We start from the raw sequence: 25,159 nt of genomic DNA on the forward strand, positions 1-25,159 counted from the left end.
GTGCACGGCGCTGTAGAGAGCCTGTAATGACCGTCACCATCAAGACCGCAGAAGACATCGAGAAGATGCGCATCGCCGGCCGCCTGGCCGCCGAGGTGCTGGAAATGATCGAGGAACACGTCAAGCCCGGTGTCACCACCGAAGAGCTGGACCGCCTGTGTCACGACTACATCGTCAACGTCCAGCAGGCCATCCCGGCACCGCTCAACTACAAGGGCTACCCGAAGTCGATCTGCACCTCGATCAACCATGTGGTCTGCCACGGCATCCCCAACGACAAGCCGCTCAAGGACGGTGACACGCTGAACATCGACGTCACCGTGATCAAGGACGGCTACCACGGCGATACCAGCCGCATGTTCCACGTCGGCACCGTGCCGGTATGGGCCGAGCGCCTGTCCAAGGTCACCCAGGAGTGCATGTACAAGGCCATCGAACTGGTCAAGCCGGGCTGCCGATTGGGCGACATCGGCGAAGTGATCCAGAAGCACGCTGAAAAGAACGGCTTCTCGGTGGTACGCGAGTTCTGTGGCCACGGCATCGGCAAGGTGTTCCACGAAGAGCCGCAGATCCTGCACTACGGCCGCGCCGGCACCGGCATGGAGCTGAAGGAAGGCATGACCTTCACCATCGAGCCGATGATCAACCAGGGCAAGGCCGACACCAAGGTGCTGGGCGACGGCTGGACCGCCATCACCAAGGACCGCAAGCTCTCGGCCCAGTGGGAGCACACCCTGGTGGTGACCGCGACCGGCTACGAGATCTTCACCCTGCGCAAGGACGACACCATCCCGCGCACCTCGGCCTGACCGCACTCCCACAGGCCACCCCCACGACAGGAACGTGACGCGATGCCCCAGGTGGACCCCGAGCTGTTCGACCGCGGCCAGTTCCAGGCGGAACTGGCCCTCAAGGCGAGCCCCATCGCCGCCTTCAAAAAAGCCATCCGCCAGGCCGGCGAGGTGCTCGACAAGCGTTTCCGCAGTGGCAGCGAAATCCGCCCACTGATCGAGGCCCGCGCCTGGCTCGTCGACAACATCCTGCAACAGGCCTGGAACCAGTTCGACTGGGGTGACCAGAGCGGCATCGCCCTGGTCGCGGTGGGTGGCTACGGACGCGGCGAGCTGCACCCGCATTCGGACATCGACCTGCTGATCCTGCTGGGTGCTGCCGAACACGAGCAGTACCGCGACGCCATAGAGAGGTTTCTCACCCTGCTTTGGGACATCGGCCTGGAAGTGGGCCAGAGCGTGCGCACCGTCGACGAGTGCGCCGAGCAGGCCCGCGCCGACCTGACGGTCATCACCAACCTGATGGAAAGCCGCACCATTGCCGGCCCCGAGGCGCTGCGCCAGCGCATGCTGGAGGTCACCAGCACTGCGCACATGTGGCCGAGCAAGGACTTTTTCCTGGCCAAGCGCGCCGAACTCAAGGCCCGCCACCACAAGTACAACGATACCGAGTACAACCTCGAACCCAACGTGAAAGGTTCACCCGGTGGCCTGCGCGACATCCAGACAGTGCTGTGGGTGGCCCGCCGCCAGTACGGCACACTCAACCTGCACGCCTTGGCCGGTGAAGGTTTCCTGCTGGAAAGCGAGAACGAGCTGCTGGCCTCGTCCCAGGACTTCCTGTGGAAGGTGCGCTACGCCTTGCATATGCTGGCCGGGCGCGCCGAGGACCGCCTGCTGTTCGACCACCAGCGCAGCATCGCCGCGCTGCTGGGCTACAGCGACGACAACCCCAAGCGGGCGATCGAGCAGTTCATGCAGCAGTACTATCGGGTGGTGATGAGCATCAGCCAGCTGTGCGACCTGATCATCCAGCACTTCGAGGAGGTCATCCTCGCCGATGACGACAGCGGCACCACCCAGCCGCTGAATGCGCGCTTCCGCCTGCATGATGGCTATATAGAGGCAGTCAGGCCGAACGTGTTCAGGCGCACACCGTTCGCCATGCTGGAAATCTTCGTGCTGATGGCTCAGCACCCCGAGATCAAGGGCGTACGCGCCGATACGGTGCGGCTGCTGCGCGAACACCGGCACCTGATCGACGACACTTTCCGCACCGATATCCGCAACACCAGCCTGTTCATCGAGCTGTTCAAGTGCGAAATCGGCATCCACCGCAACCTGCGGCGGATGAACCGCTACGGCATCCTTGGCCGCTATCTGCCGGAGTTCGGCCTGATCGTCGGGCAGATGCAGCACGACCTGTTCCACATCTATACGGTCGATGCGCACACCCTCAACCTCATCAAGCACCTGCGCAAGCTGCAATACACCCCGGTGTCCGAGAAATTCCCGCTGGCCAGCAAGCTCATGGGCCGCCTGCCCAAGCCCGAGCTGATCTACCTGGCCGGCCTGTACCACGATATCGGCAAGGGCCGCCAGGGCGACCATTCCGAGCTGGGCGCGGTGGATGCGCAGAAGTTCTGCGAGCGCCACCAGTTGCCGGCCTGGGACAGCCGGCTGATCGTCTGGCTGGTGCTGAACCACCTGGTGATGTCGACCACCGCCCAACGCAAGGACCTGTCCGACCCTCAGGTAATCAACGATTTTGCCCTGCACGTGGGCGACGAGACACGCCTGGACTACCTGTACGTGCTGACCGTGGCCGATATCAACGCCACCAACCCCAGCCTGTGGAACTCGTGGCGGGCCAGCCTGCTGCGCCAGCTGTACACCGAGACCAAACGCGCCCTGCGCCGAGGCCTGGAAAACCCGCTGGACCGCGAGGAGCAGATTCGCCAGACCCAATCGGCAGCGCTGGATATCCTGGTGCGCGAAGGCACCGACCCGGACGACGTCGAGCAGCTGTGGTCGCAGCTGGGCGATGACTACTTCCTCAAGCACACCGCCGCCGACGTGGCCTGGCACAGTGACGCGATCCTCCAGCAGCCGGCCGATGGCGGGCCGCTGGTGCTGATCAAGGAAACCACCCAGCGCGAGTTCGAGGGTGGCACGCAGATCTTCATCTATGCCCCCGACCAGCACGACTTCTTCGCCGTGACGGTGGCGGCCATGTCGCAGCTGAACCTGAACATTCATGACGCGCGAATCATCACCTCGAGCAGCCAGTTCACCCTCGACACCTACATCGTGCTGGACAACGACGGCGGCTCGATCGGCGACAACCCGCAGCGGGTCAAGCAGATTCGCGACGGCCTGACCGAAGCGCTGCGCAACCCCGAGGACTACCCGACCATCATCCAGCGCCGGGTACCGCGCCAGCTCAAGCACTTCGACTTCCCGCCACAGGTGACCATCCTCAACGATGCCCAGCGGCCGGTGACCATCCTCGAAATCACCGCGCCCGACCGCCCAGGCCTGCTGGCCCGGCTGGGGCGGATCTTCCTGGAGTTCGACCTGTCGCTGCAGAACGCCAAGATCGCCACCCTTGGCGAGCGGGTGGAAGACGTGTTCTTCATCACCGATGCCGACAACCAGCCGCTGTCCGACCCACAGCTGTGCAGCCGACTGCAGGAGGCCATCGTCCAGCAGCTGCAGGCCGGCCAGGCCAGCGATGCCAGCCCCACCCGCGTGACCTTTTAACGACTAGACGATTGACGAGACCTTGCGCCGATGAACCATGCCTTGACCCAGCTTCAGCCCTACCCGTTCGAGAAACTCCGCGCCCTGCTGGGCAGCGTTGCACCTGCGGCGGACAAGCGCGCCATCGCCCTGTCGATCGGTGAGCCGAAGCACGAATCGCCGGCGTTCGTCGCCCAGGCCATGGCCGACAACCTCGACAAGCTGGCGGTGTACCCGAGCACCATCGGCCTGCCCGCCCTGCGTCAGGCCATCGGCCAGTGGTGCGAGCGGCGCTTCGGCGTACCGGCCGGCTGGCTGGATGCCGACCGCCACATCCTGCCGGTCAACGGCACCCGTGAAGCGCTGTTCGCCTTCACCCAGGCCGTGGTCAACCGCGCCGATGACGGCCTGGTGGTCAGCCCCAACCCGTTCTACCAGATCTACGAAGGCGCAGCGCTGCTGGCCGGTGCCACCCCGCACTACCTGCCGTGCCTGGAAAGCAACGGTTTCAACCCCGACTTCGACGCCGTGCCGGCTGAAGTGTGGAAGCGTTGCCAGATCCTGTTCCTGTGCTCGCCGGGCAACCCCACCGGCGCACTGGTGCCGATGGACACCCTGAAGAAGCTGATTGCCCTGGCCGACGAGCACGACTTCGTGATTGCCGCCGACGAGTGCTACAGCGAGCTGTACTTCGACGAGGATGCCCCACCACCAGGCCTGCTGACTGCCTGTGCGGAACTGGACCGCAGCGACTTCAAGCGCTGCGTGGTATTCCACAGCCTGTCCAAGCGCTCCAACCTGCCGGGCCTGCGCTCGGGCTTCGTCGCCGGTGACGCCGAGATCATCAAGCCGTTCCTGCTGTACCGTACCTACCACGGCTGCGCCATGCCGGTACAAACCCAGCTGGCCAGTATCGCTGCCTGGCAGGACGAGGCGCATGTGCGTGAGAACCGCGACCAGTACCGCGCCAAGTACGACGCCGTGCTGGATATCCTGCAGCCGGTGCTGGACGTGCAGCGCCCGGATGGCAGCTTCTACCTGTGGGCGAAGGTACCCGGCGGCGATGCCGAGTTCACCCGCGACCTGTTCGAGGCCCAGCATGTGACGGTGGTGCCGGGGTCGTACCTGTCGCGCGAAGTGGATGGCGTGAACCCGGGCGCCGGGCGTGTGCGCATGGCACTGGTTGCACCGCTGGCCGAGTGCATCGAAGCGGCGGAGCGGATTCGCGAATTCCTGCAGAACCGCTGATTCGACAGGGGCCGTACAACTCTCGAGTGTTGTGCAGTACCTGTAGGAGCGGGTTTACCCGCGAACACCGGCACAGCCGGTGCCATGCACCGCGTCGCCTGATTCGCGGGTAAACCCGCTCCCACAGGGCCGCAAAGCGGCCCCTTGGGGTCTACCTGACTGACCCCAGGTTCGCTTCACTCATATCCAGCTCACCCAGCACCTGCCGCACCACTTCATCCCCCACCAGATGCTGGCGATGCAGTTCATACAGCTCCAGCCGCTGGGCCCGCAGCGCCCGCAGGCGCAAACGCCGCTCCAGCAAGTCCATCTGCTCAGCCAGGGCCTTGGCCTCGGCGCTGTCATTGTAGCTGTCCAGCTCATCGCGGTATTCCGCCATCAAGCGCGCCTTCAACTCGGTCGCCAGGGTCGCCTGCGCGGCATCCTGCGGCGCATTGCTGTCGATCACTTCCTCTGCCTCCAGCGCATGGATCGCCGCCTCGGCCGTCCGTCGCCAGGCCTCCTGCACTTCCTGGTGCAAGCGCTCGTCAGGGCTCTTGGTCACCCCGCGCAGCAACAGCGGCAGCGCGATACAGGCGCTGATCAATGACAACAGGATCACACCGGCCGCAATGAAGATCAGCAAGTCACGCTCCGGGAAGGCCTTGCCTGCTCCCATCAGCAACGGGATCGACATCACACCGGCCAGGGTGACCGCACCGCGCACACCGCCCAGGGTCAGCAGCCAGCAGGAGCGCGCCGTGGGCATCAGCACCAGCGCCGGCTTGCCGCGCCAGCGGCGTACCACACCGATCGAGCGCCAGATGCTCTGGACCCAGATGAACCGCAGCAAGATCAGCGCCACAAAGATCGCCACCACGTCCAGGCAGCGCCAGGCCAGGGTCGGCCATACGGTGGGTTCATGGCTGACCACGGCCTTGATGATGTCCGGCAACTGCAGGCCCAGCAGCAGGAAGATCAGGCCGTTGAAAGCGAACTCCAGCAGCGACCACACACTGCGGTTGAGCAGGCGCGTGCTGGTCTGCCGTGGCAGCAGGTCGAGCCAGCTCTGCATCATGCCAGCCGCTACCGCCGAAAGGATGCCCGACACGCCCAGGCGCTCGGCCAGCACGTAGGCAGCGAACGGCAGCAGCAACATGAACACCACGTGGGTGGCCGGGTCGTCCCAGCCGCGGGCGATCATCCAGGCACGCAGGCGGCCGATCAGCCAGCTCAGGGCCACGCCCACCGCCAGGCCGCCCAGGGCGACCAGTACGAAGCTGAAGCTTGCGTCGGTCAGCGAGAACACCCCGGTGATCGCCGCCGCCAGGGCGAACTTGAAGGTCACCAGGCCCGAGGCATCGTTCATCAGGGCCTCGCCCTGGAGCATGTGCATCAGCGGGGTGGGCAGGCGGTCCTGGGTAATGGCCGAAACCGCCACGGCGTCGGTTGGCGACAACACTGCGGCCAGGGCGAAGGCCACGGGCAGCGGGATGCTCGGCAGCAGCCAGTGAATGAAGTAACCGGCCCCAACCACGGTAAACAGCACCAGGCCCACGGCCAGCGCCACCACTGGCCCACGAATGCGCCACAACTCACGCTTGGGAATGCGCCAGCCGTCGGCGAACAGCAACGGTGGCAGGAACAGGAACAGGAACAGCTCGGGGTCCAGTGCCACATGCAGGCCCAGTGTCGGCCAAGCGAGCAAGGCACCAGCGGCGATCTGTACCAGCGGCAAGGGCAGCGGAATCATGCGGCCGACCAGCTTCGACACGCTGACCAGCGTCAGCAGGATGAGGACGGTGTAGGCGGACTGCATCCGGGAAAGCTTCCTTTGTGAACCAGAAACGACAACAGGGCGAAACATCGCCATTGAAACAATATGTTAGCGGCGGTGGGCGATTCGGGGCCGCTGCACGATAGTCGCAGGTGGCGGATGAATATGTAACATGATGATACTTCGGTTTGTCGGTGGCGCAGGTTCGACCCCTTATCGCCCAGCAGATGCATGCCTTGAGCCTTGCAGTGCCTGTGAGACCGAGCGCCGCCCGCGCGGCGCTTCGCAGCACAAGGCTGCTCCTACATCTGTTTCGGGCCAGTAACGCCTGTACCAACGCACGCGACCGCCTTGTTTGCTCGACACGATATCGAGGCGTACGCCAGGGGGCCGCGTGCCGCGCTCACAGGAATAACTGGTCCGAAACAGATGTAGGAGCAGCCTTGTGCTGCGAAGCGCCGCGCGGGCGGCGCTCGGTCTCCGACACACTGCAAGACCCAAGACATGCACACCCGTGGCGCTCACAGGATCGTTCCCGCATAATCCCGCGACTGAAATCGGAAAACGGAGAGATTGGGGCAGCCTGTGATCCCCAATGCACACAATGACCTACACGCTCTACGGCATCAAAGCCTGTGACACCATGAAAAAGGCACGTACCTGGCTCGAAGACCAGGCCATCGCCTACGAATTCCACGACTACAAGGCCCAAGGCATCGACCGTGACAGCCTGAACCGCTGGTGCGAGGAACACGGCTGGGAAGTCATCCTCAACCGTGCCGGCACCACCTTCCGCAAGCTGGACGACGCCAGCAAGGCCGACCTCGACCAGGCCAAGGCCGTCGAGCTGATGCTGGCCCAGCCGTCGATGATCAAGCGCCCGGTGCTCGACCTTGGCGCGCGTACCCTGGTCGGCTTCAAGCCCGACCTGTACGCCGCTGCCCTGGCCTGAGCCCCTACCCTATTTCGCACGAGGTAATCACATGTCCAATACCCTGTTCAGCCTGGCCTTCGGTGTCGGCTCCCAGAACCGCCAGGGCACCTGGCTGGAAGTGTTCTACGCACAACCGCTGCTCAACCCGAGCGCCGAACTGGTCGCTGCAGTAGCCCCTGTTCTCGGTTACCAAGGTGGCAACCAGGCCATCGCCTTCAGCAACGCCCAGGCCGCGCAACTGGCCGAAGCCGTGAAAGGTGTGGATGCCACCCAAGCCGCCCTGCTGACCCGCCTGGCCGAAAGCCACAAGCCGCTGGTCGCCACCCTGCTGGCCGAAGACGCCGCGCTGACCTCGACGCCAGAGGCCTACCTCAAGCTGCACCTGCTGTCGCACCGCCTGGTCAAGCCGCACGGCGTGAGCCTGGCTGGCATCTTCCCGCTGCTGCCGAACGTGGCCTGGACCAACCAGGGCGCGGTCGATCTGGCCGAACTCGCTGAACTGCAACTGGAAGCGCGCCTGAAGGGCGAGCTGCTGGAAGTGTTCTCGGTGGACAAGTTCCCGAAAATGACCGACTACGTGGTCCCGGCCGGCGTGCGTATCGCCGACACTGCCCGAGTGCGCCTGGGCGCCTACATCGGCGAAGGCACCACCATCATGCACGAAGGCTTCGTCAACTTTAACGCTGGCACCGAAGGCCCGGGCATGATCGAAGGCCGCGTTTCCGCTGGCGTATTCGTCGGCAAGGGCTCGGACCTGGGCGGCGGCTGCTCGACCATGGGCACCCTGTCCGGTGGCGGCAACATCGTCATCAAGGTTGGCGAAGGCTGCCTGATCGGCGCCAACGCCGGTATCGGCATTCCGCTGGGCGACCGCAACACCGTCGAAGCCGGCCTGTACATCACCGCCGGTACCAAGGTGAACCTGCTGGACGAGAACAACCAGCTGGTCAAAGTGGTCAAGGCCCGCGACCTGGCCGGCCAGACCGACCTGCTGTTCCGCCGCAACTCGCTGAACGGCGCGGTGGAGTGCAAGACCCACAAGTCGGCCATCGAGCTGAACGAGGCGCTGCACGCGCACAACTGAGAACCCTTCAACCGCTGCCGGAGCGAGCTTGCTCGCGAACAGCGGATTCTCAGCGTTTGAAATGTTAAGATCGGGTCTGGCACCACGCCAGACCCGATTTTCATTCCAGGCCCCGCGACCATGTTTCAGCCCTCCCCCTGGCGTGCCGATTTTCCCGCCATCGCCGCCCTGCAACGGCAGCACCAGACCTACCTGGACAGCGCCGCCACCACCCAGAAGCCGCAAGCCCTGCTCGATGCCCTGAGCCATTACTACGGCCATGGCGCAGCCAACGTGCACCGTGCCCAGCACTTGCCCGGCGCACTGGCCACACAGGCCTTCGAAACCAGCCGCGACAAGGTTGCCGCCTGGCTCAATGCGCCAGACTCGCGGCAGATCATCTTCACCCACGGTGCCACTTCGGCGCTGAACCTGCTGGCCTATGGCCTGGAGCACCGCTTCGAGGCCGGTGACGAAATTGCCGTCAGTGCCCTGGAGCACCATGCCAACCTGCTGCCCTGGCAACAGCTGGCGCGCCGGCGCAACCTGCGCCTGGTGGTGCTGCCGCTGGATGCCCATGGCCGCATCGACCTGGACCAAGCGCTGCAACTGATCGGCCCGCGCACCCGGGTGCTGGCGGTGAGCCAGCTGTCCAACGTGCTGGGTACCTGGCAGCCGCTGCCGGCGCTGCTGGCCCATGCCCGCTCCCAAGGCGCGCTGACCGTGGTCGACGGTGCCCAGGGCGTGGTGCATGGCCGCCATGATGTGCAGCAGCTTGGCTGCGACTTCTATGTGTTCTCCAGTCACAAGCTGTACGGCCCGGAAGGCGTGGGCGTGCTGTACGGCCGTAGCCAGGCGCTGGAGCTGCTGCACCATTGGCAGTTCGGCGGCGAGATGGTGCAACTGGCCGAGTACCACAGCGCCAGCTTCCGCCCGGCGCCGCTGGGGTTCGAGGCTGGCACGCCACCGATCGCCGGGGTGATCGGCCTGGGTGCGACCCTGGACTACCTGGCCAGCCTCGATGCCCAGGCACTCGAAGCCCATGAAACCAGCCTGCACCAGCACCTGCTGCGCGGCCTGGCAGACCGCGATGGCGTGCGCATCCTGGGGACGCCACAGGCGGCCCTTGCCAGTTTCGTCATCGAAGGCGTGCACAACGCCGACATCGCCCACCTGCTGACCGAGCAAGGCATTGCCGTGCGTGCCGGGCACCACTGTGCCATGCCGCTGCTGCAGGGCCTGGGCCTGGAGGGCGCGATCCGCGTGTCATTGGGGCTGTATAACGACAGCGATGACTTGCAGCGTTTCTTCGAGGCGTTGGATCAAGGCCTGGAGCTGTTGCGATGACCTTGCCCGATCAGGCGCGCCAGGCGCTGGAAGCTTTCGAGCAGGGCAAGGGTTGGGAACAGCGTGCGCGGCTGCTGATGCAGTGGGGCGATCGGCTGGAACCGCTGGCTGATACTGAAAAGACCGAGGCCAACCGGGTGCATGGCTGCGAAAGCCTGGTATGGCTGGTGGCCGAGCAGGCCGAGGGTTTGTGGCGGTTCAAGGCCAGCAGCGATGCACGCCTGTTGCGCGGGCTGCTGGCGTTGTTGCTGGTGCGGGTGCAGGGGTTGGCCAGTGAAGAACTTGCCGGGCTCGATCTGCGTGAGTGGTTCACTCAGCTGGGCCTGGAGCGCCAGCTTTCGCCGTCGCGCAGCAATGGGCTGCATGCGGTGTTGCAGCGGATGGCAGAGCTGGCGTCCAACCGTTGAATCGGTGCTGGCTTCTTCGCGGGCTCGCCCGCTCCCACAGGACTTTCACCTTTCTTGAGAGAGATGCGGTACCTGTGGGAGCGGGCAAGCCCGCGAAGAAGCCCACGCGGTCTATTCAGGCTTGACCCGCTCCGAAGGCCGCCGCGCCCCCGCTACCAGTTTTTCCACCGCCTTGCTCGCCGCCACCATGCCAAAGGTCGCGGTCACCATCATCACCGCGCCAAAGCCACCCGAGCAGTCCAGCCGCACGCCCTCGCCCACGAAGCTTTTCTGCAAGCAAACGCTGCCATCGCCCTTGGGGTAGCGCAGCTGTTCACTGGAGAACACGCATGGCACGCCATAGTTGCGGCTGACATTGCGCGAGAAGTTGTAGTCGCGGCGCAGGGTGGAGCGCACCCGCGAGGCCAGCGGGTCGTTGAAGGTCTTGTTCAGGTCGGCGATCTGGATCTGTGTCGGGTCGATCTGCCCACCGGCGCCCCCCGTGGTGACGATGGCGATCTTGCGCCGCCGGCACCAGGCAATCAGCGCCGCCTTGGCCATGACGCTGTCGATGCAGTCGATCACACAGTCGAGGTTCTCGGTGATGTAGTCGACCATGGTGTCGCGGGTGACGAAGTCGGCCACTGCATGCACCGTGCACGCCGGGTTGATCGCCCGCAGGCGCTCGGCCATGACCTCGACCTTGGGCCGCCCCACCTGCCCTTCCAAGGCATGGGCCTGGCGGTTGGTGTTGCTGACGCACACATCGTCAAGGTCGAACAGGGTGATCTCGCCCACGCCACTGCGTGCCAGCGCTTCCGCCGCCCACGAGCCTACCCCGCCAATACCGACCACGGCCACATGGGCCTGGCCCAGACGGTGCAACCCCTGGTCGCCATACAGCCGGGCAACGCCGGCGAAGCGTGGATCTTCTGTGCTCATGTTCATACCCCAAAAAACCGGCGCGCATTATATGCCAGCGGGCCCATGGCCTGCATCGTTAGGAAAGAGACTACCAACCCTGCTTTAATGTCCTATCACTTCGACACATATGGACGACAATGTCTTCACGTAAATTCGGCCTGAACCTGGTCGTGGTCCTGGCCATCGCCGCGTTGTTCACCGGGTTCTGGGCACTGATCAACCGCCCGGTCTCCGCCCCCGCCTGGCCAGAGCAGATCTCTGGCTTCTCGTATTCACCGTTCCGCCTGGGCGAAAGCCCGCAGAAGGGCCAGTACCCCAGTGACGACGAGATGCGCCAGGACCTGGAACAGTTGAGCAAACTGACCGACAGCATCCGGATCTACACCGTGGAGGGCACCCAGGCGGATATCCCGCGCCTGGCCGAGGAATTCGGCCTGCGGGTGACGCTGGGCATCTGGATCAGCCCGGACCTGGAGCGCAACGAACGCGAAATCGCCACGGCCATCCAGCTGGCCAACACCTCGCGCAGCGTGGTGCGGGTGGTGGTCGGCAACGAGGCGCTGTTCCGCGAAGAAGTCACCCCGGAAAACCTGATCAAGTACCTGGACCGAGTACGCGCAGCGGTCAAGGTGCCGGTGACCACCAGTGAGCAATGGCACATCTGGAAGGAAAACCCGCAGCTGGCCAAGCACGTCGACCTGATTGCCGCGCACATCCTGCCGTACTGGGAGTTCGTGCCGATGAAGGATTCGGTCGAGTTCGTGCTCGACCGTGCCCGCGAGCTGAAGCACCAGTTCCCGCGCAAACCCCTGCTGCTGTCGGAAGTCGGCTGGCCGAGCAACGGCCGCATGCGCGGCGGCGCCGATGCCACCCAGGCTGACCAGGCCATATACCTGCGTACCCTGGTCAACACCCTCAACCGCCGTGGTTACAATTACTTCGTCATCGAAGCCTACGACCAGCCGTGGAAGGCCAGCGACGAAGGCTCGGTGGGCGCCTACTGGGGCGTGTACAACGCCGAACGCCAGCAAAAATTCAACTTTGACGGCCCGGTGGTGGCAATACCGCAATGGCGCGCCCTGGCGGTGGCCTCGGTAGTGCTGGCGATGATCGCCCTGATGGTACTATTCATCGACGGTTCGGCCCTGCGCCAGCGCGGCCGCACCTTCCTGACCTTCATCACCTTCCTGTGCGGGTCGGTGCTGGTATGGATCGCCTACGACTACAGCCAGCAATACAGCACCTGGTTCAGCCTGACCGTAGGCGTGCTGCTTGCCCTCGGCGCGCTGGGCGTGTTCATCGTGCTGCTGACCGAGGCCCACGAACTGGCCGAGGCAGTATGGATACACAAGCGCCGGCGCGAGTTCCTGCCGGTGCAGGCCGATAGCGCCTACCGGCCCAAGGTATCGGTGCATGTGCCGTGCTACAACGAGCCGCCGGAGATGGTCAAACAGACCCTCGATGCACTGGCAGCGCTGGATTACCCAGACTACGAAGTGCTGGTGATCGACAACAACACCAAGGACCCGGCCGTGTGGGAGCCGCTCAAGGCCCATTGCGAGAAGCTCGGCGAGCGCTTCAGGTTCTTCCACGTCGCGCCCCTGGCCGGTTTCAAGGGCGGCGCACTGAACTACCTGATCCCGCACACCGCCAAAGACGCCGAGGTGATCGCGGTGATCGACTCGGACTACTGCGTCGACCGCAACTGGCTCAAGCACATGGTGCCGCACTTCGCCGACCCGAAGATTGCCGTGGTGCAGTCGCCGCAGGACTACCGCGACCAGCACGAAAGCGCCTTCAAGAAGCTGTGCTACAGCGAGTACAAGGGCTTCTTCCACATCGGCATGGTCACCCGCAACGACCGTGACGCGATCATCCAGCACGGTACCATGACCATGACCCGCCGCAGCGTGCTGGAAGAGTTGGGCTGGGCCGAGTGGTGCATCTGCGAGGACGCCGAACTGGGCTTGCGGGTATTCGAAAAGGGCCTGTCGGCCGCCTATGCCCACAACAGCTACGGCAAGGGCCTGATGCCCGACACCTTCATCGACTTCAAGAAGCAACGCTTCCGCTGGGCCTACGGCGCCATCCAGATCATCAAGCACCACGCCAGCGCCCTGCTGCGCGGCAAGGGCAGCGAGCTGACCCGCGGCCAGCGCTACCACTTCCTGGCCGGCTGGCTGCCGTGGATCGCCGATGGCATGAACATCTTCTTCACCATCGGCGCGCTGCTGTGGTCGGCGGCGATGATCATTGTGCCGCACCGGGTCGACCCACCGCTGATGATCTTTGCCATTCCGCCGCTGGCACTGTTCTTCTTCAAGGTCGGCAAGATCATCTTCCTCTACCGCCGCGCGGTAGGGGTGAACCTGAAAGATGCCTTTGCTGCGGCGCTGGCCGGGTTGGCACTGTCGCATACCATCGCCAAGGCGGTGCTGTACGGGTTCTTCACCAGCAGCATGCCGTTCTTCCGCACACCGAAGAACGCCGACAGCCACGGGCTGCTGGTGGCGATTTCCGAGGCGCGGGAAGAGCTGTTCATCATGTTGCTGCTGTGGGGCGCAGCGCTGGGCATTTACCTGGTACAGGGGCTGCCGAGTTCGGACATGCGCTTCTGGGTGGCGATGTTGCTGGTGCAATCGTTGCCTTATGTGGCGGCGCTGGTGATGGCGTTCCTGTCTTCGCTGCCCAAGCCTGGGGAAAAGGCCGCCGAGCCGCAGCAGGCCTGAGATTGCCGGGGCTGCTTTGCAGCCCATTCGCGGGCACGCCCGCGCCCACAGGTCTGTCACCGGCATTCAACGCCATGCAGTACCTGTGGGAGCGGGCGTGCCCGCGAATGGGCCGTGCCGCCTGAAACCATTTGATATAAGATAACGCCCTCAGATTTCCCCGCCTTGCCTTGCCCCGGAGTTCCCCATGACGGCCCCTGCCGAGCTCTCGCCTACCCTTCAACTGGCCTGCGACCTGATCCGCCGCCCCTCGGTCACCCCCGTCGACGCCGACTGCCAGGCGCAGATGATGAACCGCTTGGGCGCCGTAGGCTTCCAGCTCGAGCCGATGCGCATCGAGGACGTCGACAATTTCTGGGCCACCCACGGCAGCCAGGATGGCCCGGTGCTGTGCTTCGCCGGCCACACCGACGTGGTACCCACCGGCCCGGTGCAGCAATGGCAGCATGAGCCGTTCGAAGCGCTGATCGACGCCGACGGCATGCTCTGCGGTCGCGGCGCCGCCGACATGAAAGGCAGCCTGGCCTCCATGGTGATTGCCAGCGAGCGCTTCGTGCAGGACTACCCGGATCACCGCGGCAAGGTCGCGTTCCTGATCACCAGCGACGAGGAAGGCCCGGCCCACCATGGCACCAAGGCCGTGGTCGAGCGCCTGAAAGCACGCAACGAGCGCCTGGACTGGTGCATCGTCGGCGAACCCTCCAGCACCACCCTGCTGGGTGACGTGGTCAAGAATGGCCGCCGTGGCTCGCTGGGCGCCAAGCTGACCGTGCGCGGCAAGCAGGGCCATGTGGCCTACCCGCATCTGGCGCGCAACCCGATCCACCTGGCCGCTCCGGCCCTGGCAGAACTGGCGGCCGAGCACTGGGACGAAGGCAACGCGTTCTTCCCGCCGACCAGTTTCCAGATCTCCAACCTCAATTCCGGCACCGGCGCCACCAACGTGGTCCCCGGCGAGCTGACCGCCCTGTTCAACTTCCGTTTCTCTACCGAGTCCACCGTCGAAGGCCTGCAGGCGCGGGTGTCGGCGATCCTCGACAAGCATGAGCTGGACTGGTCGATCGACTGGGCGTTGTCGGGCCTGCCATTCCTTACCGAACCGGGCGAATTGCTGGACGCCGTCTCGGCCAGCATCAAGGGCGTCACCGGCCGCGACACCCAGCCGTCGACAAGCGGCGGTACCTCCGATGGGCGCTTCATTGCCACCATGGGCACCCAGGTGGTCGAGCTCGGCCCGGTCAACGCCACCATCCACCAGGTGGATGAGCGGATCCTGGCCAGCGATCTCGACCTGCTGACCGAAATCTATTACCAGACCCTGGTCCGGTTGCTCGCCTGATGCTCGCCTGCCCTCTTTGCCAGGCACCGCTGAGCCGGCTCGACAACGGTGTGGTGTGCCCGGCCGGCCACCGCTTCGACCGCGCCCGCCAGGGTTACCTGAACCTGCTGCCGGTGCAGCACAAGAACAGCCGCGACCCGGGTGACAACCAGGCCATGGTCGAAGCCCGCCGCGATTTCCTCGACGCCGGCCACTACGCGCCGGTGGCGCGCCGCCTGGCTGAGCTGGCCGCCGAGCGCCAGCCCGGTGCCTGGCTGGACATCGGCTGTGGCGAGGGTTACTACACCGCGCAGATCGCCCAGGCCCTGCCGGCCGCCGACGGCTACGCCCTGGACATCTCCCGTGAGGCGGTCAAGCGTGCTTGCCGCCGAGCGCCCGAGGTTACCTGGATGGTCGCCAGCATGGCCCGCGTGCCGCTTGCCGACGCCAGCTGCCAGTTCATCGCCAGCGTATTCAGCCCGCTGGACTGGGCCGAGGCCAAGCGCCTGCTCAGCCCGGGCGGCGGCCTGATGCGGGTCGGCCCCACCAGCGGCCACCTGATGGAGCTGCGCGAAGTGCTCTACGATGAAGTACGCCCTTACGCCGACGACAAACACCTGGCCCTGGTCCCCGAAGGCATGGTCCACGCTCACAGCGAAACCCTGGAGTTCCGCCTGAGCCTGGCCGCGCCCAAGGCCCGCGCCGACCTGCTGGCCATGACCCCGCACGGCTGGCGCGCCAGTGCCGAGAAGCGTGCCCGGGTGATTGACCAGCCCGAGCCGTTCGAGGTCACGGTTTCCATGCGTTATGACTATTTCGTGCGCCAAGACTGAGCACACCCGGAGCCCTTATGCGCCAACCTGATATCGAGATCTACCTGAAGGACGCCGACGTCGACCACAAGCAGATTGCCGAGTGGCTCGCCCAGGCAATCGGCCCATGCAGCGAATGGAAGCAGAAAGGCCATACCTTCAAATGCCAGGCCGGTAACATTCCGGTCACCTGGTTACCCAAGGCTGTAGGGAAATGGAACAGCCTGTACCTGGAAAGCGACCAGACGCCGTGGGCCGATGACGTTGCCTGCGCCCGCGCCGCATTTGCCGCACTGGGCGTGGAAGTGCGCTGCGCGCCAGGTGGCTGGGTGGAGGAAGATGGGGAAGAAGATGCCGACCGCTGGGTCCGCATCAGCGCCGACGGTGAAGAGGAAATCACCTGGCGCACCTGAATGCACTGCATTCTTTGTGGGAGCCCGGCTTGCCGGCGATGCAGGCAACACGGTGCCTGGCACCGGCTTCGCCGGTGATCGCCGGCAAGCCAGCTCCCACAACAAGCCTTACCGCATGAGGCTCAGAGGCCTACCACGTCCTCGGCTTGCAGGCCTTTCTGGCCCTGCACGCAGGCGTACTCCACCCGCTGACCTTCGACCAGGGTACGATGCCCCTCACCGCGGATCGCCCGATAGTGGACGAATACATCCGCACCACCTTCGCGCTGAATGAAGCCATAACCCTTGGCATCGTTGAACCACTTTACATTCCCAGTCTCACGAGACGACATCTGAACTACTCCGGATTTTTATTGTGAAGATCGCCTTGCAGACACAGAGTCCCTCCCTGTGTCGACGCCGCTTGCGCAAATATCTTGCAAGTGGCAGGCCGAGTATATGACACAGAACAAAAAAATTTGATGACCGTCGCGCCGTTCGGCGATTTTTGCTGAACTTGCGCGGATACGGCAGACTAATTGGCTGGATACCCACCTGAAAACCACCCCCAGGGCACACACCCCATGACCCGTTCCCCCCTGCGCCGCCTGATCTTCGGCGCCCTGCGTCGCCTGTTGTACCTGTGGGTGCGCTCCGAGACCATCAACCAGTCCTCCCTCACCCTCAAGCTCGACCGCAGCCGGCCGGTGTTCTATGCCTTGCCCTCGCCCGCGCTCACCGACCTGGCCGTGCTCGACCATGAATGCACCAAGGCAGGCCTGCCGCGCCCGGTGCTGCCGGTGGCGGTTGGCCCGCTGCAGGAACCTGCGGCATTCTTCTACCTCACCCCGGACCCGGACTGGCTCGGCCGCCATGACAAGCGCGGCGCCCCACCCACCCTGGAGCGCCTGGTCGCCGCCATCAGCCAGCATGCCGAAGAGGATGCGCAGATCATTCCGGTCAGTGTGTTCTGGGGGCAGACCCCGGCAAGTGAATCCAGCCCGTGGAAGTTGCTGTTCGCCGACAGCTGGGCGGTTACCGGGCGCCTGCGCCGGCTGCTGACCGTACTGATCCTCGGGCGCAAGACCCGGGTGCAGTTCTCCGCGCCCATTCACCTGCGCGAACTGGTACAGCACAACAAGGGCCACGAACGCACCGTACGCATGGCCCAGCGCCTGATGCGCGTGCACTTTCGCAACCTGAAGACCGCAGTCATCGGCCCGGACATCTCGCACCGGCGCAACCTGGTCAAAGGCCTGATCCACGCGCCCCAGGTGCGCCAGGCCATCGTCGATGAGGCGCAGCGGGAAAACCTGCCGCTGGCCAAGGCCGAAGCCCAGGCCCTGCGCTATGGCAACGAGATTGCCTCAGACTACACCTACACCGCGATCCGCTTCCTCGAAGTGGTACTGAGCTGGTTCTGGAACAAGATCTACGACGGCATCAAGGTCAACCACATCGAGCAGGTGCAAGGCATCGCACCCGGCCACGAAGTGATCTATGTGCCGTGCCACCGCAGCCACATCGACTACCTGCTGCTGTCGTACCTGCTGTTTCGCAACGGCCTGACGCCGCCGCACGTGGCCGCGGGCATCAACCTCAACATGCCACTGGTGGGTAACCTGCTACGCCGTGGCGGCGCCTTCTTCATGCGCCGCACGTTCAAGGGCAACCCGCTGTACACCGCGGTCTTCAACGAGTACCTGCACACCCTGTACACCAAGGGCTTTCCGGTCGAGTACTTCGTCGAAGGCGGGCGCTCGCGCACCGGGCGCATGCTGCAGCCGCGCACCGGGATGCTGGCCATTACCCTGCGCAGCTTCCTGCGTTCATCGCGTACGCCGATCGTTTTCGTGCCGGTTTACATCGGCTACGAGCGCGTGCTCGAAGGCCGCACCTACCTGGGCGAGCTGCGCGGTGCCAGCAAGAAGAAAGAGTCGATCTTCGATATCTTCAAGGTGTTCGGCGCGCTCAGGCAGCGATTTGGCCAGGTGTACGTGAACTTTGGCGAGCCGATCCGCCTGGCCGGTTTCCTCGACCAGCAACAACCCGGCTGGCGTGAACAGGACCACGGCCCGCAGTACCGCCCGGCCTGGCTCAACGCCACCACCACCCGCCTGGGCGAAACCGTTGCCCGCCACCTCAACGAGGCGGCCGCTATCAACCCGGTCAACCTGGTGGCGCTGGCGCTGCTGTCCACCAGCCGCCTGGCCCTGGACGAGCGCGCCCTGACCCGCGTGCTCGACCTGTACCTGGCCTTGCTACGCCAGGTACCCTACTCGCCGCACACCACCCTGCCCGACGGCGACGGCCAGGCGCTGATCGAGCACGTGCGCGGGATGAACCTGGTGGCCGAGCAGAAGGACGCCCTGGGCCGCATCCTGTACCTGGATGAAGGCAACGCGGTACTGATGACCTATTACCGCAACAACGTGCTGCACATCTTCGCCCTGCCGGCGCTGCTGGCCAGCTTCTTCCTCAGCAGCTCGCGCATGAGCCGCGAACTGCTGGGCCAGTATGTACACGCGCTGTATCCCTACCTGCAGGCCGAACTGTTCCTGCGCTGGACGCCGGAACAACTGGATGCGGTGATCGACCAGTGGCTGGCCGCACTGGTCGAGCAAGGGCTGCTGCGCCAGGACAACGCCATCTACATTCGCCCGGCGCCCAGCTCGCGGCAGTTCGTGTTGCTGACCCTGCTCGCCCGCACTATCACCCAGACCCTGCAGCGTTTCTACATGGCCACCTCGCTGTTGCTCAACAGCGGGCAGAACAGCCTCAGCGCCGAAGAGCTGGAAGACCTGTGCGTGATGATGGCCCAGCGCCTGTCGATCCTGCACGGCCTGAACGCCCCGGAGTTCTTCGACAAGACCCTGTTCCGCCACTTTATCCAGACGCTGGTCGAGCAAGGCGTGCTACATGCAGACCCCCAGGGCAAGCTCGGTTATCGCGACAAGCTCGGCGAGCTGGCCGAAGGCGTGGCCAAGCGCGTGCTGTCTGCGGAACTGCGCCTGTCGATCCGCCAGGTGGCATTGCACCGCGATGAGCCTGCGGAGGTTATACAGCGGTAGCTTTTCAGGCTGCTCTCAGCCCTTGGGAGGGACCAGGATCACGGTGCTACTTCAGCACATCCCTCTCAAGGAGCACCAACATGTCTCAAATGAAGACGCTGGACGTTGAAATCGTTTCCTCTGGCGATAACACGCTCGCACCGTCCGGCCTGGTTGAATTGAAGCTGATCGATATTTCGAAGGCAGATGCGCGCTCCATCAGCCTTGCCGAGTTGCGTCTGCGCTGTGGCGGCCTGATGCCGATCAATCTGCCGCTGACGTTTGATACCAGCCTTATCGACCCACGCCGCAGCTATGCCCTCGCCGCGCGCATCGAGATAGACGGCCAACTGCGCTACATCACCACCAGCCGTCACTCGATAGAACCAGCCACGGTATCGGGTACACAACGGGTGACTGTCGACCAGATTGCCACCGAAAACGGTCGCCAGTTCAGCGACAACCTCGCTGAGTGACTGGCGCCTGTACCCATGACCGAACCGAGGAAAACCAACATGCTACCCGCCAACTTCATCGAGATCCGCGGGACCGTGCTTGTCCCGTCGTGCATCCATACAGCTGAAGGCGCACCGCACCTTGGCGTACGCGTACAGTTGGGCACGGATGAGAACAAGATCATCCTGGCCGCCTGGGGGTGCCAGACGCTTGGCGTCGCAATGCCTTTCAACTTGCTGCTGGACCGCAATAGCCTGCCGGAAGGTGCCGAACCAACGCTAGTAGCCAGTTATGGTGTTGGCGTCAATGAAGAGCCAAACAGCTTGAGCCTGTCGATGCCACTTGCAATCAACCAGCCTGAGCCAAACCCTCCCATGGTCCTGAGGATACCCGCCCAGCCTGGCGAGCAAAGTCAGCAGCCCCTGACGCCCGCGATCATCGAGATGAAGAACATCATCGAGATTCCCGAAGAGTTGCTAAGGCCACAGGCGCTCATGACGTTCGGCCTGTATCGGACCCAGGAAGACGGTTACAGCAACAGAAGCTCCAGCTACATTGCCGGTGCCGCCCTGTGGCCGACACAGGGACCTGTGACGCTTACCACGTACCTGGATGGCAACACAGTCAATGACGACGAACCCTTGCATCTGCGCGTGTCCTACTACGACCCACATACCATGACCCCGTACGCCGGGAGAACGCTGCGCGGCCTGACCCTTCAAAGCGTTACCGAACTTGAGGCAATCAGCCTGCGACCGCCGCGCCGTAGCTGAATATCGCGCTTCGCCTTGCTCTCCCCCTCCTTGTCGCATCTTCATCAAGGACCCACCAGAAGAAATCCGCTAAAGTCCCTGGGGTTGGCCACAAGCCAACGCCAAGGACTTCGGAGATACCATGAAAAAGCTCTTTATGCTGTGTTGCGCATCCTTGCTAGCAGCCTGCTCCAGCCATACCCCGTCCAACCAGGCCAGCCTGGATGGCGAAGTCTTCTACCTGCAACGCAGTGCCCTGCCACCGGCCGCCACCCTCAGCGTGGAGCTGCAGGACGTCTCGCTGATGGACGCCCCGGCGGTTACCCTGGCCCGCCAGGCTGGCCCGGTCAAAGGCAACGTACCGCTGCCATTCCACCTCATCTACGACCCGGCCCAGGTCAAGCCAGGCCACCGCTATGCGGTAAGCGCGCGCATCGAGCTGGACGGCAAGCTGCTGTTCATAAACACCGAGCACCACGGTGTCATGCTCGACGGCAGTGACCCTCAGCCCGTGCGGATCAAGGTCGATCCGGTCCGCTGACACCCGTATTTCATCTGTTTACAAGGAAAGCTTCATGATCCGCACTTCCCTGCGCTTCACCACCCTGTGTGCCGGCCTGCTGCTGTCGGCCAGTGCCCTGGCCCTGTCGCTTGGCGATCTGACCCAGAAAGATGCCACTGGCGGCCTGAAGGATGCACTGACCCAAGGCGCACAATTGGCCGTCAAGCAGCTGAGCACCCCGGGCGGCTTCAGCGACAACCCCGACGTGCGCATCGAACTGCCTGGCAACCTGGGCAAGGCCGCCAAGGCGATGAAGATGTTCGGCAAGGGTGAACAGGTCGAGGCCTTGGAAACCAGCATGAACAAGGCCGCCGAGGCTGCCGTGCCGCAGGCCCAGGCGATTCTGGTAGATGCCGTGAAGAACATGAGCGTGACCGATGCCAAGGGCATCCTCGCCGGCGGTGACGACTCGGCCACCCAGTACCTGAACAAGAGCAGCCGCGAGCAGATCCGCGCCAAGTTCCTGCCGATCGTCAAGCAGGCTACCGACAAGGTTGGCCTGGCTCAGCAGTACAACAACTTTGCCGGGCAGGCAGTGGCGTTGGGTGTGGTCGATGCCAAGAGCGCCAGCATCGAGAACTACGTGACTGAAAAGGCACTGGATGGCCTGTTCGAGATGATTGCCAAGCAGGAGCAGAGCATTCGCCAGAACCCGGCTGAAGCGGCTACCAGCCTGGCCAAGAAGGTCTTCGGCGCCCTCTGAGGGCCCCTGGGGGCTGCTTTGCAGCCCATCGCGACACAAGGCCGCTCCCACATTGATCGGCGAATGCAGGACCTTTGTGGGAGCGGCCTTGTGTCGCGAAAGGAGGGCAAAGCCCTCCCCTGCGGCCTTCAGCCCTTCTTCACCCTGAACCAAGCCGCATACAACGCCGGCAAGAACAGCAGGGTAAGCACGGTGGCCACGATCAACCCGCCCATGATCGCCACCGCCATAGGCCCGTAGAACACACTGCGCGACAACGGGATCATCGCCAGCACCGCCGCCAGAGCAGTCAGCACGATCGGGCGGAAGCGCCTCACCGTGGCTTCGATGATCGCTTGCCAGCGATCCAGCCCCGCCGCGATGTCCTGCTCGATCTGGTCCACCAGGATCACCGAGTTGCGCATGATCATCCCCGCCAGGGCAATGGTGCCAAGCATGGCGACAAAGCCGAACGGCTGGCGGAATACCAGCAAGAACAAGGTCACGCCAATCAGCCCCAGCGGCGCAGTGAGGAACACCATCACCGTGCGCGAGAAGCTGCGCAGCTGGATCATCAGCAAGCTCAGCACCACCACCACGAACAGCGGCATGCCGGCATTCACCGACTTCTGCCCGCGCTCGGAGTCCTCGACCGTGCCGCCCACTTCCAGCAAATATCCATCCGGCAGCTTGGCACGAATGTCACGCAGGGTCGGTTCTATCTGTTTCACCAGCGTCGCCGGCTGCTCCTTGTCGTAGATATCGGCGCGCACGGTCACCGTCGGCAAGCGGTTACGGTGCCAGATGATGCCCTCCTCGAAGCCGTACTCCAGAGTCGCGACCTGCGACAACGCCACGCTCTGGCCATTGTCGGTCGGCAGTGCCAGGCTGCCGAGGTTGCCCAGCTCGCTGCGTTCCTGCCGGGTGCCGCGCAGCAGGATCTCGATCAACTCGTTGTCCTCGCGATACTGGCTGACCGTGGTGCCGGTCAGCGAGCTTTGCAGGAAGCTCGACAGGTGAGCGGTGCTCACGCCCAAGGCACGGGCGCGGTCCTGGTCGATCTCGAGGAACACCGCCTTGCTCGGCTCTTCCCAGTCCAGGTGCACGTTCACCACATGCGGGTTCTGGCGCACCTTGTCGGCCACTTCACGGGCCAGCGCACGGGCCTTCTCGATGTGCTCGCCAGTCACCCGGAACTGCACTGGGTACCCCACGGGCGGGCCGTTTTCCAGGCGGGTGACCCGGGCACGCAGGTCGGGGAACTGCTGGTCCATGGTGCTGATCAGCCAGCTGCGCAGGCGCTCGCGGTCTTCCATCGACTTGGCCAGTACCACGAACTGGGCGAAGCTGGCCGCCGGCAGCTGCTGGTCCAGTGGCAGGTAGAAACGCGGCGAACCGGTGCCCACGTAGGCCACGTAATTGTCGATACCTTCCTGCTGCTTGAGCAACACCTCCAGTTGCTTGACCCGCTCGGCAGTGTTGGCCAGCGAGGCACCCTCGGCCAGTTTCAGGTCGACCATCAACTCCGGGCGCCCTGAGGCCGGGAAGAACTGCTGGGGCACGAAACGGAACAGCAGGATACTGCCGACAAAGGCGGCAATGGTCAGCAGGATCACCGTCTTGCGCCGCCGCACACACCACTCCACCACACGCCGTACACGCTGGTAGAACGGTGTGGCGTAAGGGTCTGGCGAGTGGCCGTCCTTGCCATGACGGGAGGCATGCAGCTTGGCCAGGTCCGGCAGCAGGCGCTCGCCCAGGTAAGGCACGAATACCACGGCGGCCACCCAGGAGGTCAGCAAGGCAATGGTCACCACCTGGAAAATCGAACGGGTGTACTCGCCCGTACTGGAGGCCGCCGTGGCGATGGGCAGGAAGCCCGCCGCCGTGATCAGGGTGCCGGTGAGCATCGGGAACGCGGTGCTGCTCCAGGCGTAGCTGGCCGCCTTGAGGCGGTCGTAGCCCTGCTCCATCTTGATCGCCATCATCTCCACGGCAATGATCGCATCATCGACCAACAAGCCCAGGGCCAGCACCAGCGCGCCGAGGGAGATCTTGTGCAGGCCGATACCGAAGTAGTGCATGGCGGCGAAGGTCATGGCCAGCACCAACGGGATGGCCAGCGCCACCACCAGCCCCGTGCGCAAGCCCAACGAGAAGAAACTCACCAACAGCACGATGACCAGCGCCTCGACCAGCACCTGGACAAACTCGCCCACGCCGGCCTTGACCGCCGCCGGCTGGTCCGAGACTTTGCGCAGTTCCATGCCGGCCGGCAGGCTGCGTGCCAGGCGCTCGAACTCGATTTCCAATGCCTTGCCCAGCACCAGGATGTCGCCGCCGTCTTTCATCGAAACCGCCAGGCCAATGGCATCCTCGCCCATGAAGCGCATGCGCGGTGCGGGCGGGTCGTTGAAGCCGCGGTGCACCTCGGCCACATCGCCGATACGGAAGGTGCGTTCAGCTATGCGGATGGGGAACTGGCGGATCTGCTCGACGCTGTCGAAGCGCCCGCTCACCCGCAGTTGCAGGCGCTCGCTGGGCGTTTCGAAGAAACCGGCGGTGCTGACCGCATTCTGCTCCTGCAGGGCCTGCTGCACGGCCTCCAGCGGCACGCCGAGGGTGGCCAGCTTGACGTTGGATAGCTCGATCCAGATTTTCTCGTCCTGCAGCCCGATCAGCTCGACCTTGCCCACGTCCTTGACCCGCTGCAACTGGATCTGGATACGGTCGGCATAGTCCTTGAGCACCGCGTAGTCGAAGCCCTCACCGGTCAGTGCATAGATATTGCCGAAGGTGGTGCCGAACTCGTCATTGAAGAACGGGCCCTGGATCTCCGGCGGCAAGGTGTGGCGGATGTCCGCGACCTTCTTGCGGATCTGGTACCACAGCTCGGGGATGTCCTTGGAATGCAGCGAGTCGCGGGCCATGAAGGTGACCTGCGATTCGCCCGGGCGGGAGAACGAGACGATCCGCTCGTACTCGCCGGTTTCCATCAGCTTTTTTTCGATGCGCTCGGTGACCTGACGCGACACTTCCTCAGCGGTGGCACCGGGCCACAGGGTACGAATGACCATGGCCTTGAAGGTGAACGGCGGGTCCTCACTCTGGCCGAGCTTGGTGTAGGACATGGCGCCAATGGCCGCCAGCAGGATCATCAGGAACAGGACGATCTGGCGGTTGCGCAGCGCCCAGGCAGAAAGGTTGAAACCCAT

20 protein-coding genes are annotated in these 25,159 nt (G+C 64.2%); 16 read left to right on the forward strand and 4 right to left on the reverse strand.

The window, feature by feature from the left end; all coding sequences use genetic code 11:
* The first annotated feature begins 26 nt into the window (after window positions 1–26).
* Genes map through dapC form a run of 3 tightly spaced genes read left to right on the forward strand, consistent with a single transcriptional unit; the run spans window position 27 to window position 4,781 of the window.
* Entirely contained in the window at window positions 27–809 is a 783-nt protein-coding gene (gene map, locus ACLCGK_RS03525) for a type I methionyl aminopeptidase (protein WP_004375406.1), read from the forward strand.
* 42 nt (window positions 810–851) lie between these two features.
* Window positions 852–3,554, forward strand: coding sequence for a [protein-PII] uridylyltransferase (locus tag ACLCGK_RS03530; protein WP_023662319.1), 2,703 nt, complete (start codon window positions 852–854; stop codon window positions 3,552–3,554).
* A 30-nt stretch (window positions 3,555–3,584) separates the two neighbouring features.
* Entirely contained in the window at window positions 3,585–4,781 is a 1,197-nt protein-coding gene (gene dapC / locus ACLCGK_RS03535; protein ID WP_410951289.1) for a succinyldiaminopimelate transaminase, read from the forward strand.
* Window positions 4,782–4,932: 151 nt separating this feature from the next.
* Here dapC and ACLCGK_RS03540 read toward each other — a convergent pair whose 3' ends face one another.
* The gene (locus ACLCGK_RS03540) at window positions 4,933–6,579 is read right to left on the reverse strand and encodes a Na+/H+ antiporter (protein WP_013971247.1); all 1,647 of its coding nucleotides are present in this window, start codon (window positions 6,577–6,579) and stop codon (window positions 4,933–4,935) included.
* A gap of 562 nt (window positions 6,580–7,141) precedes the next feature.
* Between ACLCGK_RS03540 and ACLCGK_RS03545 the strand changes: the two genes are divergently transcribed.
* From ACLCGK_RS03545 to ACLCGK_RS03560, 4 genes are all read left to right on the forward strand, one after another.
* Window positions 7,142–7,489 carry an ArsC family reductase gene (locus tag ACLCGK_RS03545; RefSeq protein WP_013971246.1) on the forward strand — a complete coding sequence of 116 codons (348 nt, stop codon included), beginning with the start codon at window positions 7,142–7,144 and terminating at the stop codon, window positions 7,487–7,489.
* 31 nt (window positions 7,490–7,520) lie between these two features.
* Window positions 7,521–8,555, forward strand: coding sequence for a 2,3,4,5-tetrahydropyridine-2,6-dicarboxylate N-succinyltransferase (gene dapD / locus ACLCGK_RS03550; RefSeq protein ID WP_367245295.1), 1,035 nt, complete (start codon window positions 7,521–7,523; stop codon window positions 8,553–8,555).
* Between the two features lie 120 nt (window positions 8,556–8,675).
* A complete protein-coding gene (locus tag ACLCGK_RS03555) occupies window positions 8,676–9,881 on the forward strand; it encodes a cysteine desulfurase (RefSeq protein ID WP_410951290.1) in 1,206 nt (401 codons plus the stop codon).
* Window positions 9,878–10,288 carry a SufE family protein gene (locus ACLCGK_RS03560; protein ID WP_013971243.1) on the forward strand — a complete coding sequence of 137 codons (411 nt, stop codon included), beginning with the start codon at window positions 9,878–9,880 and terminating at the stop codon, window positions 10,286–10,288. Before ACLCGK_RS03555 ends, ACLCGK_RS03560 begins: the two co-directional genes overlap by 4 nt.
* 111 nt (window positions 10,289–10,399) lie before the next feature.
* On the opposite strand, the gene tcdA is transcribed toward ACLCGK_RS03560, so the two are convergent.
* The gene (tcdA, locus tag ACLCGK_RS03565; protein ID WP_367245297.1) at window positions 10,400–11,209 is read right to left on the reverse strand and encodes a tRNA cyclic N6-threonylcarbamoyladenosine(37) synthase TcdA; all 810 of its coding nucleotides are present in this window, start codon (window positions 11,207–11,209) and stop codon (window positions 10,400–10,402) included.
* Between the two features lie 119 nt (window positions 11,210–11,328).
* Between tcdA and ACLCGK_RS03570 the strand changes: the two genes are divergently transcribed.
* The 4 genes from ACLCGK_RS03570 to ACLCGK_RS03585 all read left to right on the forward strand — a co-directional run bounded on the left by ACLCGK_RS03570 (window position 11,329) and on the right by ACLCGK_RS03585 (window position 16,463).
* Window positions 11,329–13,920, forward strand: a complete 2,592-nt coding sequence (locus ACLCGK_RS03570; protein ID WP_061550985.1) for a glycosyltransferase — start codon at window positions 11,329–11,331, stop codon at window positions 13,918–13,920.
* A 187-nt stretch (window positions 13,921–14,107) separates the two neighbouring features.
* Window positions 14,108–15,259: a succinyl-diaminopimelate desuccinylase gene (gene dapE, locus ACLCGK_RS03575; RefSeq protein WP_013971240.1), complete on the forward strand. Its 1,152-nt coding sequence runs from the start codon at window positions 14,108–14,110 to the stop codon at window positions 15,257–15,259.
* The gene (locus tag ACLCGK_RS03580; RefSeq protein WP_013971239.1) at window positions 15,259–16,071 is read left to right on the forward strand and encodes a putative RNA methyltransferase; all 813 of its coding nucleotides are present in this window, start codon (window positions 15,259–15,261) and stop codon (window positions 16,069–16,071) included. The genes dapE and ACLCGK_RS03580 overlap by 1 nt, the downstream gene beginning before the upstream one ends.
* Window positions 16,072–16,088: 17 nt before the next feature.
* Window positions 16,089–16,463: a hypothetical protein gene (locus tag ACLCGK_RS03585; protein WP_003257701.1), complete on the forward strand. Its 375-nt coding sequence runs from the start codon at window positions 16,089–16,091 to the stop codon at window positions 16,461–16,463.
* A gap of 122 nt (window positions 16,464–16,585) precedes the next feature.
* Here ACLCGK_RS03585 and ACLCGK_RS03590 read toward each other — a convergent pair whose 3' ends face one another.
* Window positions 16,586–16,795 carry a cold-shock protein gene (locus ACLCGK_RS03590; RefSeq protein ID WP_003252255.1) on the reverse strand — a complete coding sequence of 70 codons (210 nt, stop codon included), beginning with the start codon at window positions 16,793–16,795 and terminating at the stop codon, window positions 16,586–16,588.
* A gap of 231 nt (window positions 16,796–17,026) precedes the next feature.
* Between ACLCGK_RS03590 and plsB the strand changes: the two genes are divergently transcribed.
* The 5 genes from plsB to ACLCGK_RS03615 all read left to right on the forward strand — a co-directional run bounded on the left by plsB (window position 17,027) and on the right by ACLCGK_RS03615 (window position 21,965).
* On the forward strand, window positions 17,027–19,513 hold the full coding sequence (plsB, locus tag ACLCGK_RS03595) for a glycerol-3-phosphate 1-O-acyltransferase PlsB (protein ID WP_410951291.1): 2,487 nt from the start codon (window positions 17,027–17,029) through the stop codon (window positions 19,511–19,513).
* 80 nt (window positions 19,514–19,593) lie between these two features.
* Window positions 19,594–19,968, forward strand: a complete 375-nt coding sequence (locus tag ACLCGK_RS03600) for a YbaY family lipoprotein (RefSeq protein ID WP_410951292.1) — start codon at window positions 19,594–19,596, stop codon at window positions 19,966–19,968.
* A gap of 39 nt (window positions 19,969–20,007) precedes the next feature.
* Window positions 20,008–20,721 (forward strand): hypothetical protein, encoded by a 714-nt coding sequence (locus ACLCGK_RS03605; protein WP_410951293.1) that lies wholly within the window; start codon window positions 20,008–20,010, stop codon window positions 20,719–20,721.
* A gap of 121 nt (window positions 20,722–20,842) precedes the next feature.
* Window positions 20,843–21,241 carry a YbaY family lipoprotein gene (locus ACLCGK_RS03610; protein ID WP_015269180.1) on the forward strand — a complete coding sequence of 133 codons (399 nt, stop codon included), beginning with the start codon at window positions 20,843–20,845 and terminating at the stop codon, window positions 21,239–21,241.
* A 34-nt stretch (window positions 21,242–21,275) separates the two neighbouring features.
* Window positions 21,276–21,965, forward strand: coding sequence for a DUF4197 domain-containing protein (locus tag ACLCGK_RS03615; protein WP_015269179.1), 690 nt, complete (start codon window positions 21,276–21,278; stop codon window positions 21,963–21,965).
* Between the two features lie 128 nt (window positions 21,966–22,093).
* On the opposite strand, the gene ACLCGK_RS03620 is transcribed toward ACLCGK_RS03615, so the two are convergent.
* Complete coding sequence (locus ACLCGK_RS03620; protein WP_410951294.1) at window positions 22,094–25,159, reverse strand: efflux RND transporter permease subunit; 3,066 nt, start codon at window positions 25,157–25,159, stop codon at window positions 22,094–22,096.

The organism is Pseudomonas sp. S1(2024) (genome assembly GCF_046557535.1).

Bases quoted from the DNA above. Each gene is read 5' to 3' on its own strand.
- ACLCGK_RS03620 (WP_410951294.1), bottom strand. From the start codon at position 25,159: ATGGGTTTCAACCTTTCTGCCTGGGCGCTGCGCAACCGCCAGATCGTC.
- ACLCGK_RS03545 (WP_013971246.1), top strand. From the start codon at position 7,142: ATGACCTACACGCTCTACGGCATCAAAGCCTGTGACACCATGAAAAAG.
- ACLCGK_RS03540 (WP_013971247.1), bottom strand. From the start codon at position 6,579: ATGCAGTCCGCCTACACCGTCCTCATCCTGCTGACGCTGGTCAGCGTG.
- ACLCGK_RS03570 (WP_061550985.1), top strand. From the start codon at position 11,329: ATGTCTTCACGTAAATTCGGCCTGAACCTGGTCGTGGTCCTGGCCATC.
- ACLCGK_RS03600 (WP_410951292.1), top strand. From the start codon at position 19,594: ATGTCTCAAATGAAGACGCTGGACGTTGAAATCGTTTCCTCTGGCGAT.
- ACLCGK_RS03585 (WP_003257701.1), top strand. From the start codon at position 16,089: ATGCGCCAACCTGATATCGAGATCTACCTGAAGGACGCCGACGTCGAC.
- ACLCGK_RS03580 (WP_013971239.1), top strand. From the start codon at position 15,259: ATGCTCGCCTGCCCTCTTTGCCAGGCACCGCTGAGCCGGCTCGACAAC.
- ACLCGK_RS03555 (WP_410951290.1), top strand. From the start codon at position 8,676: ATGTTTCAGCCCTCCCCCTGGCGTGCCGATTTTCCCGCCATCGCCGCC.
- tcdA (WP_367245297.1), bottom strand. From the start codon at position 11,209: ATGAGCACAGAAGATCCACGCTTCGCCGGCGTTGCCCGGCTGTATGGC.
- dapD (WP_367245295.1), top strand. From the start codon at position 7,521: ATGTCCAATACCCTGTTCAGCCTGGCCTTCGGTGTCGGCTCCCAGAAC.
- ACLCGK_RS03605 (WP_410951293.1), top strand. From the start codon at position 20,008: ATGCTACCCGCCAACTTCATCGAGATCCGCGGGACCGTGCTTGTCCCG.
- dapE (WP_013971240.1), top strand. From the start codon at position 14,108: ATGACGGCCCCTGCCGAGCTCTCGCCTACCCTTCAACTGGCCTGCGAC.
- map (WP_004375406.1), top strand. From the start codon at position 27: ATGACCGTCACCATCAAGACCGCAGAAGACATCGAGAAGATGCGCATC.
- plsB (WP_410951291.1), top strand. From the start codon at position 17,027: ATGACCCGTTCCCCCCTGCGCCGCCTGATCTTCGGCGCCCTGCGTCGC.
- ACLCGK_RS03560 (WP_013971243.1), top strand. From the start codon at position 9,878: ATGACCTTGCCCGATCAGGCGCGCCAGGCGCTGGAAGCTTTCGAGCAG.
- ACLCGK_RS03590 (WP_003252255.1), bottom strand. From the start codon at position 16,795: ATGTCGTCTCGTGAGACTGGGAATGTAAAGTGGTTCAACGATGCCAAG.
- dapC (WP_410951289.1), top strand. From the start codon at position 3,585: ATGAACCATGCCTTGACCCAGCTTCAGCCCTACCCGTTCGAGAAACTC.
- ACLCGK_RS03615 (WP_015269179.1), top strand. From the start codon at position 21,276: ATGATCCGCACTTCCCTGCGCTTCACCACCCTGTGTGCCGGCCTGCTG.
- ACLCGK_RS03530 (WP_023662319.1), top strand. From the start codon at position 852: ATGCCCCAGGTGGACCCCGAGCTGTTCGACCGCGGCCAGTTCCAGGCG.
- ACLCGK_RS03610 (WP_015269180.1), top strand. From the start codon at position 20,843: ATGAAAAAGCTCTTTATGCTGTGTTGCGCATCCTTGCTAGCAGCCTGC.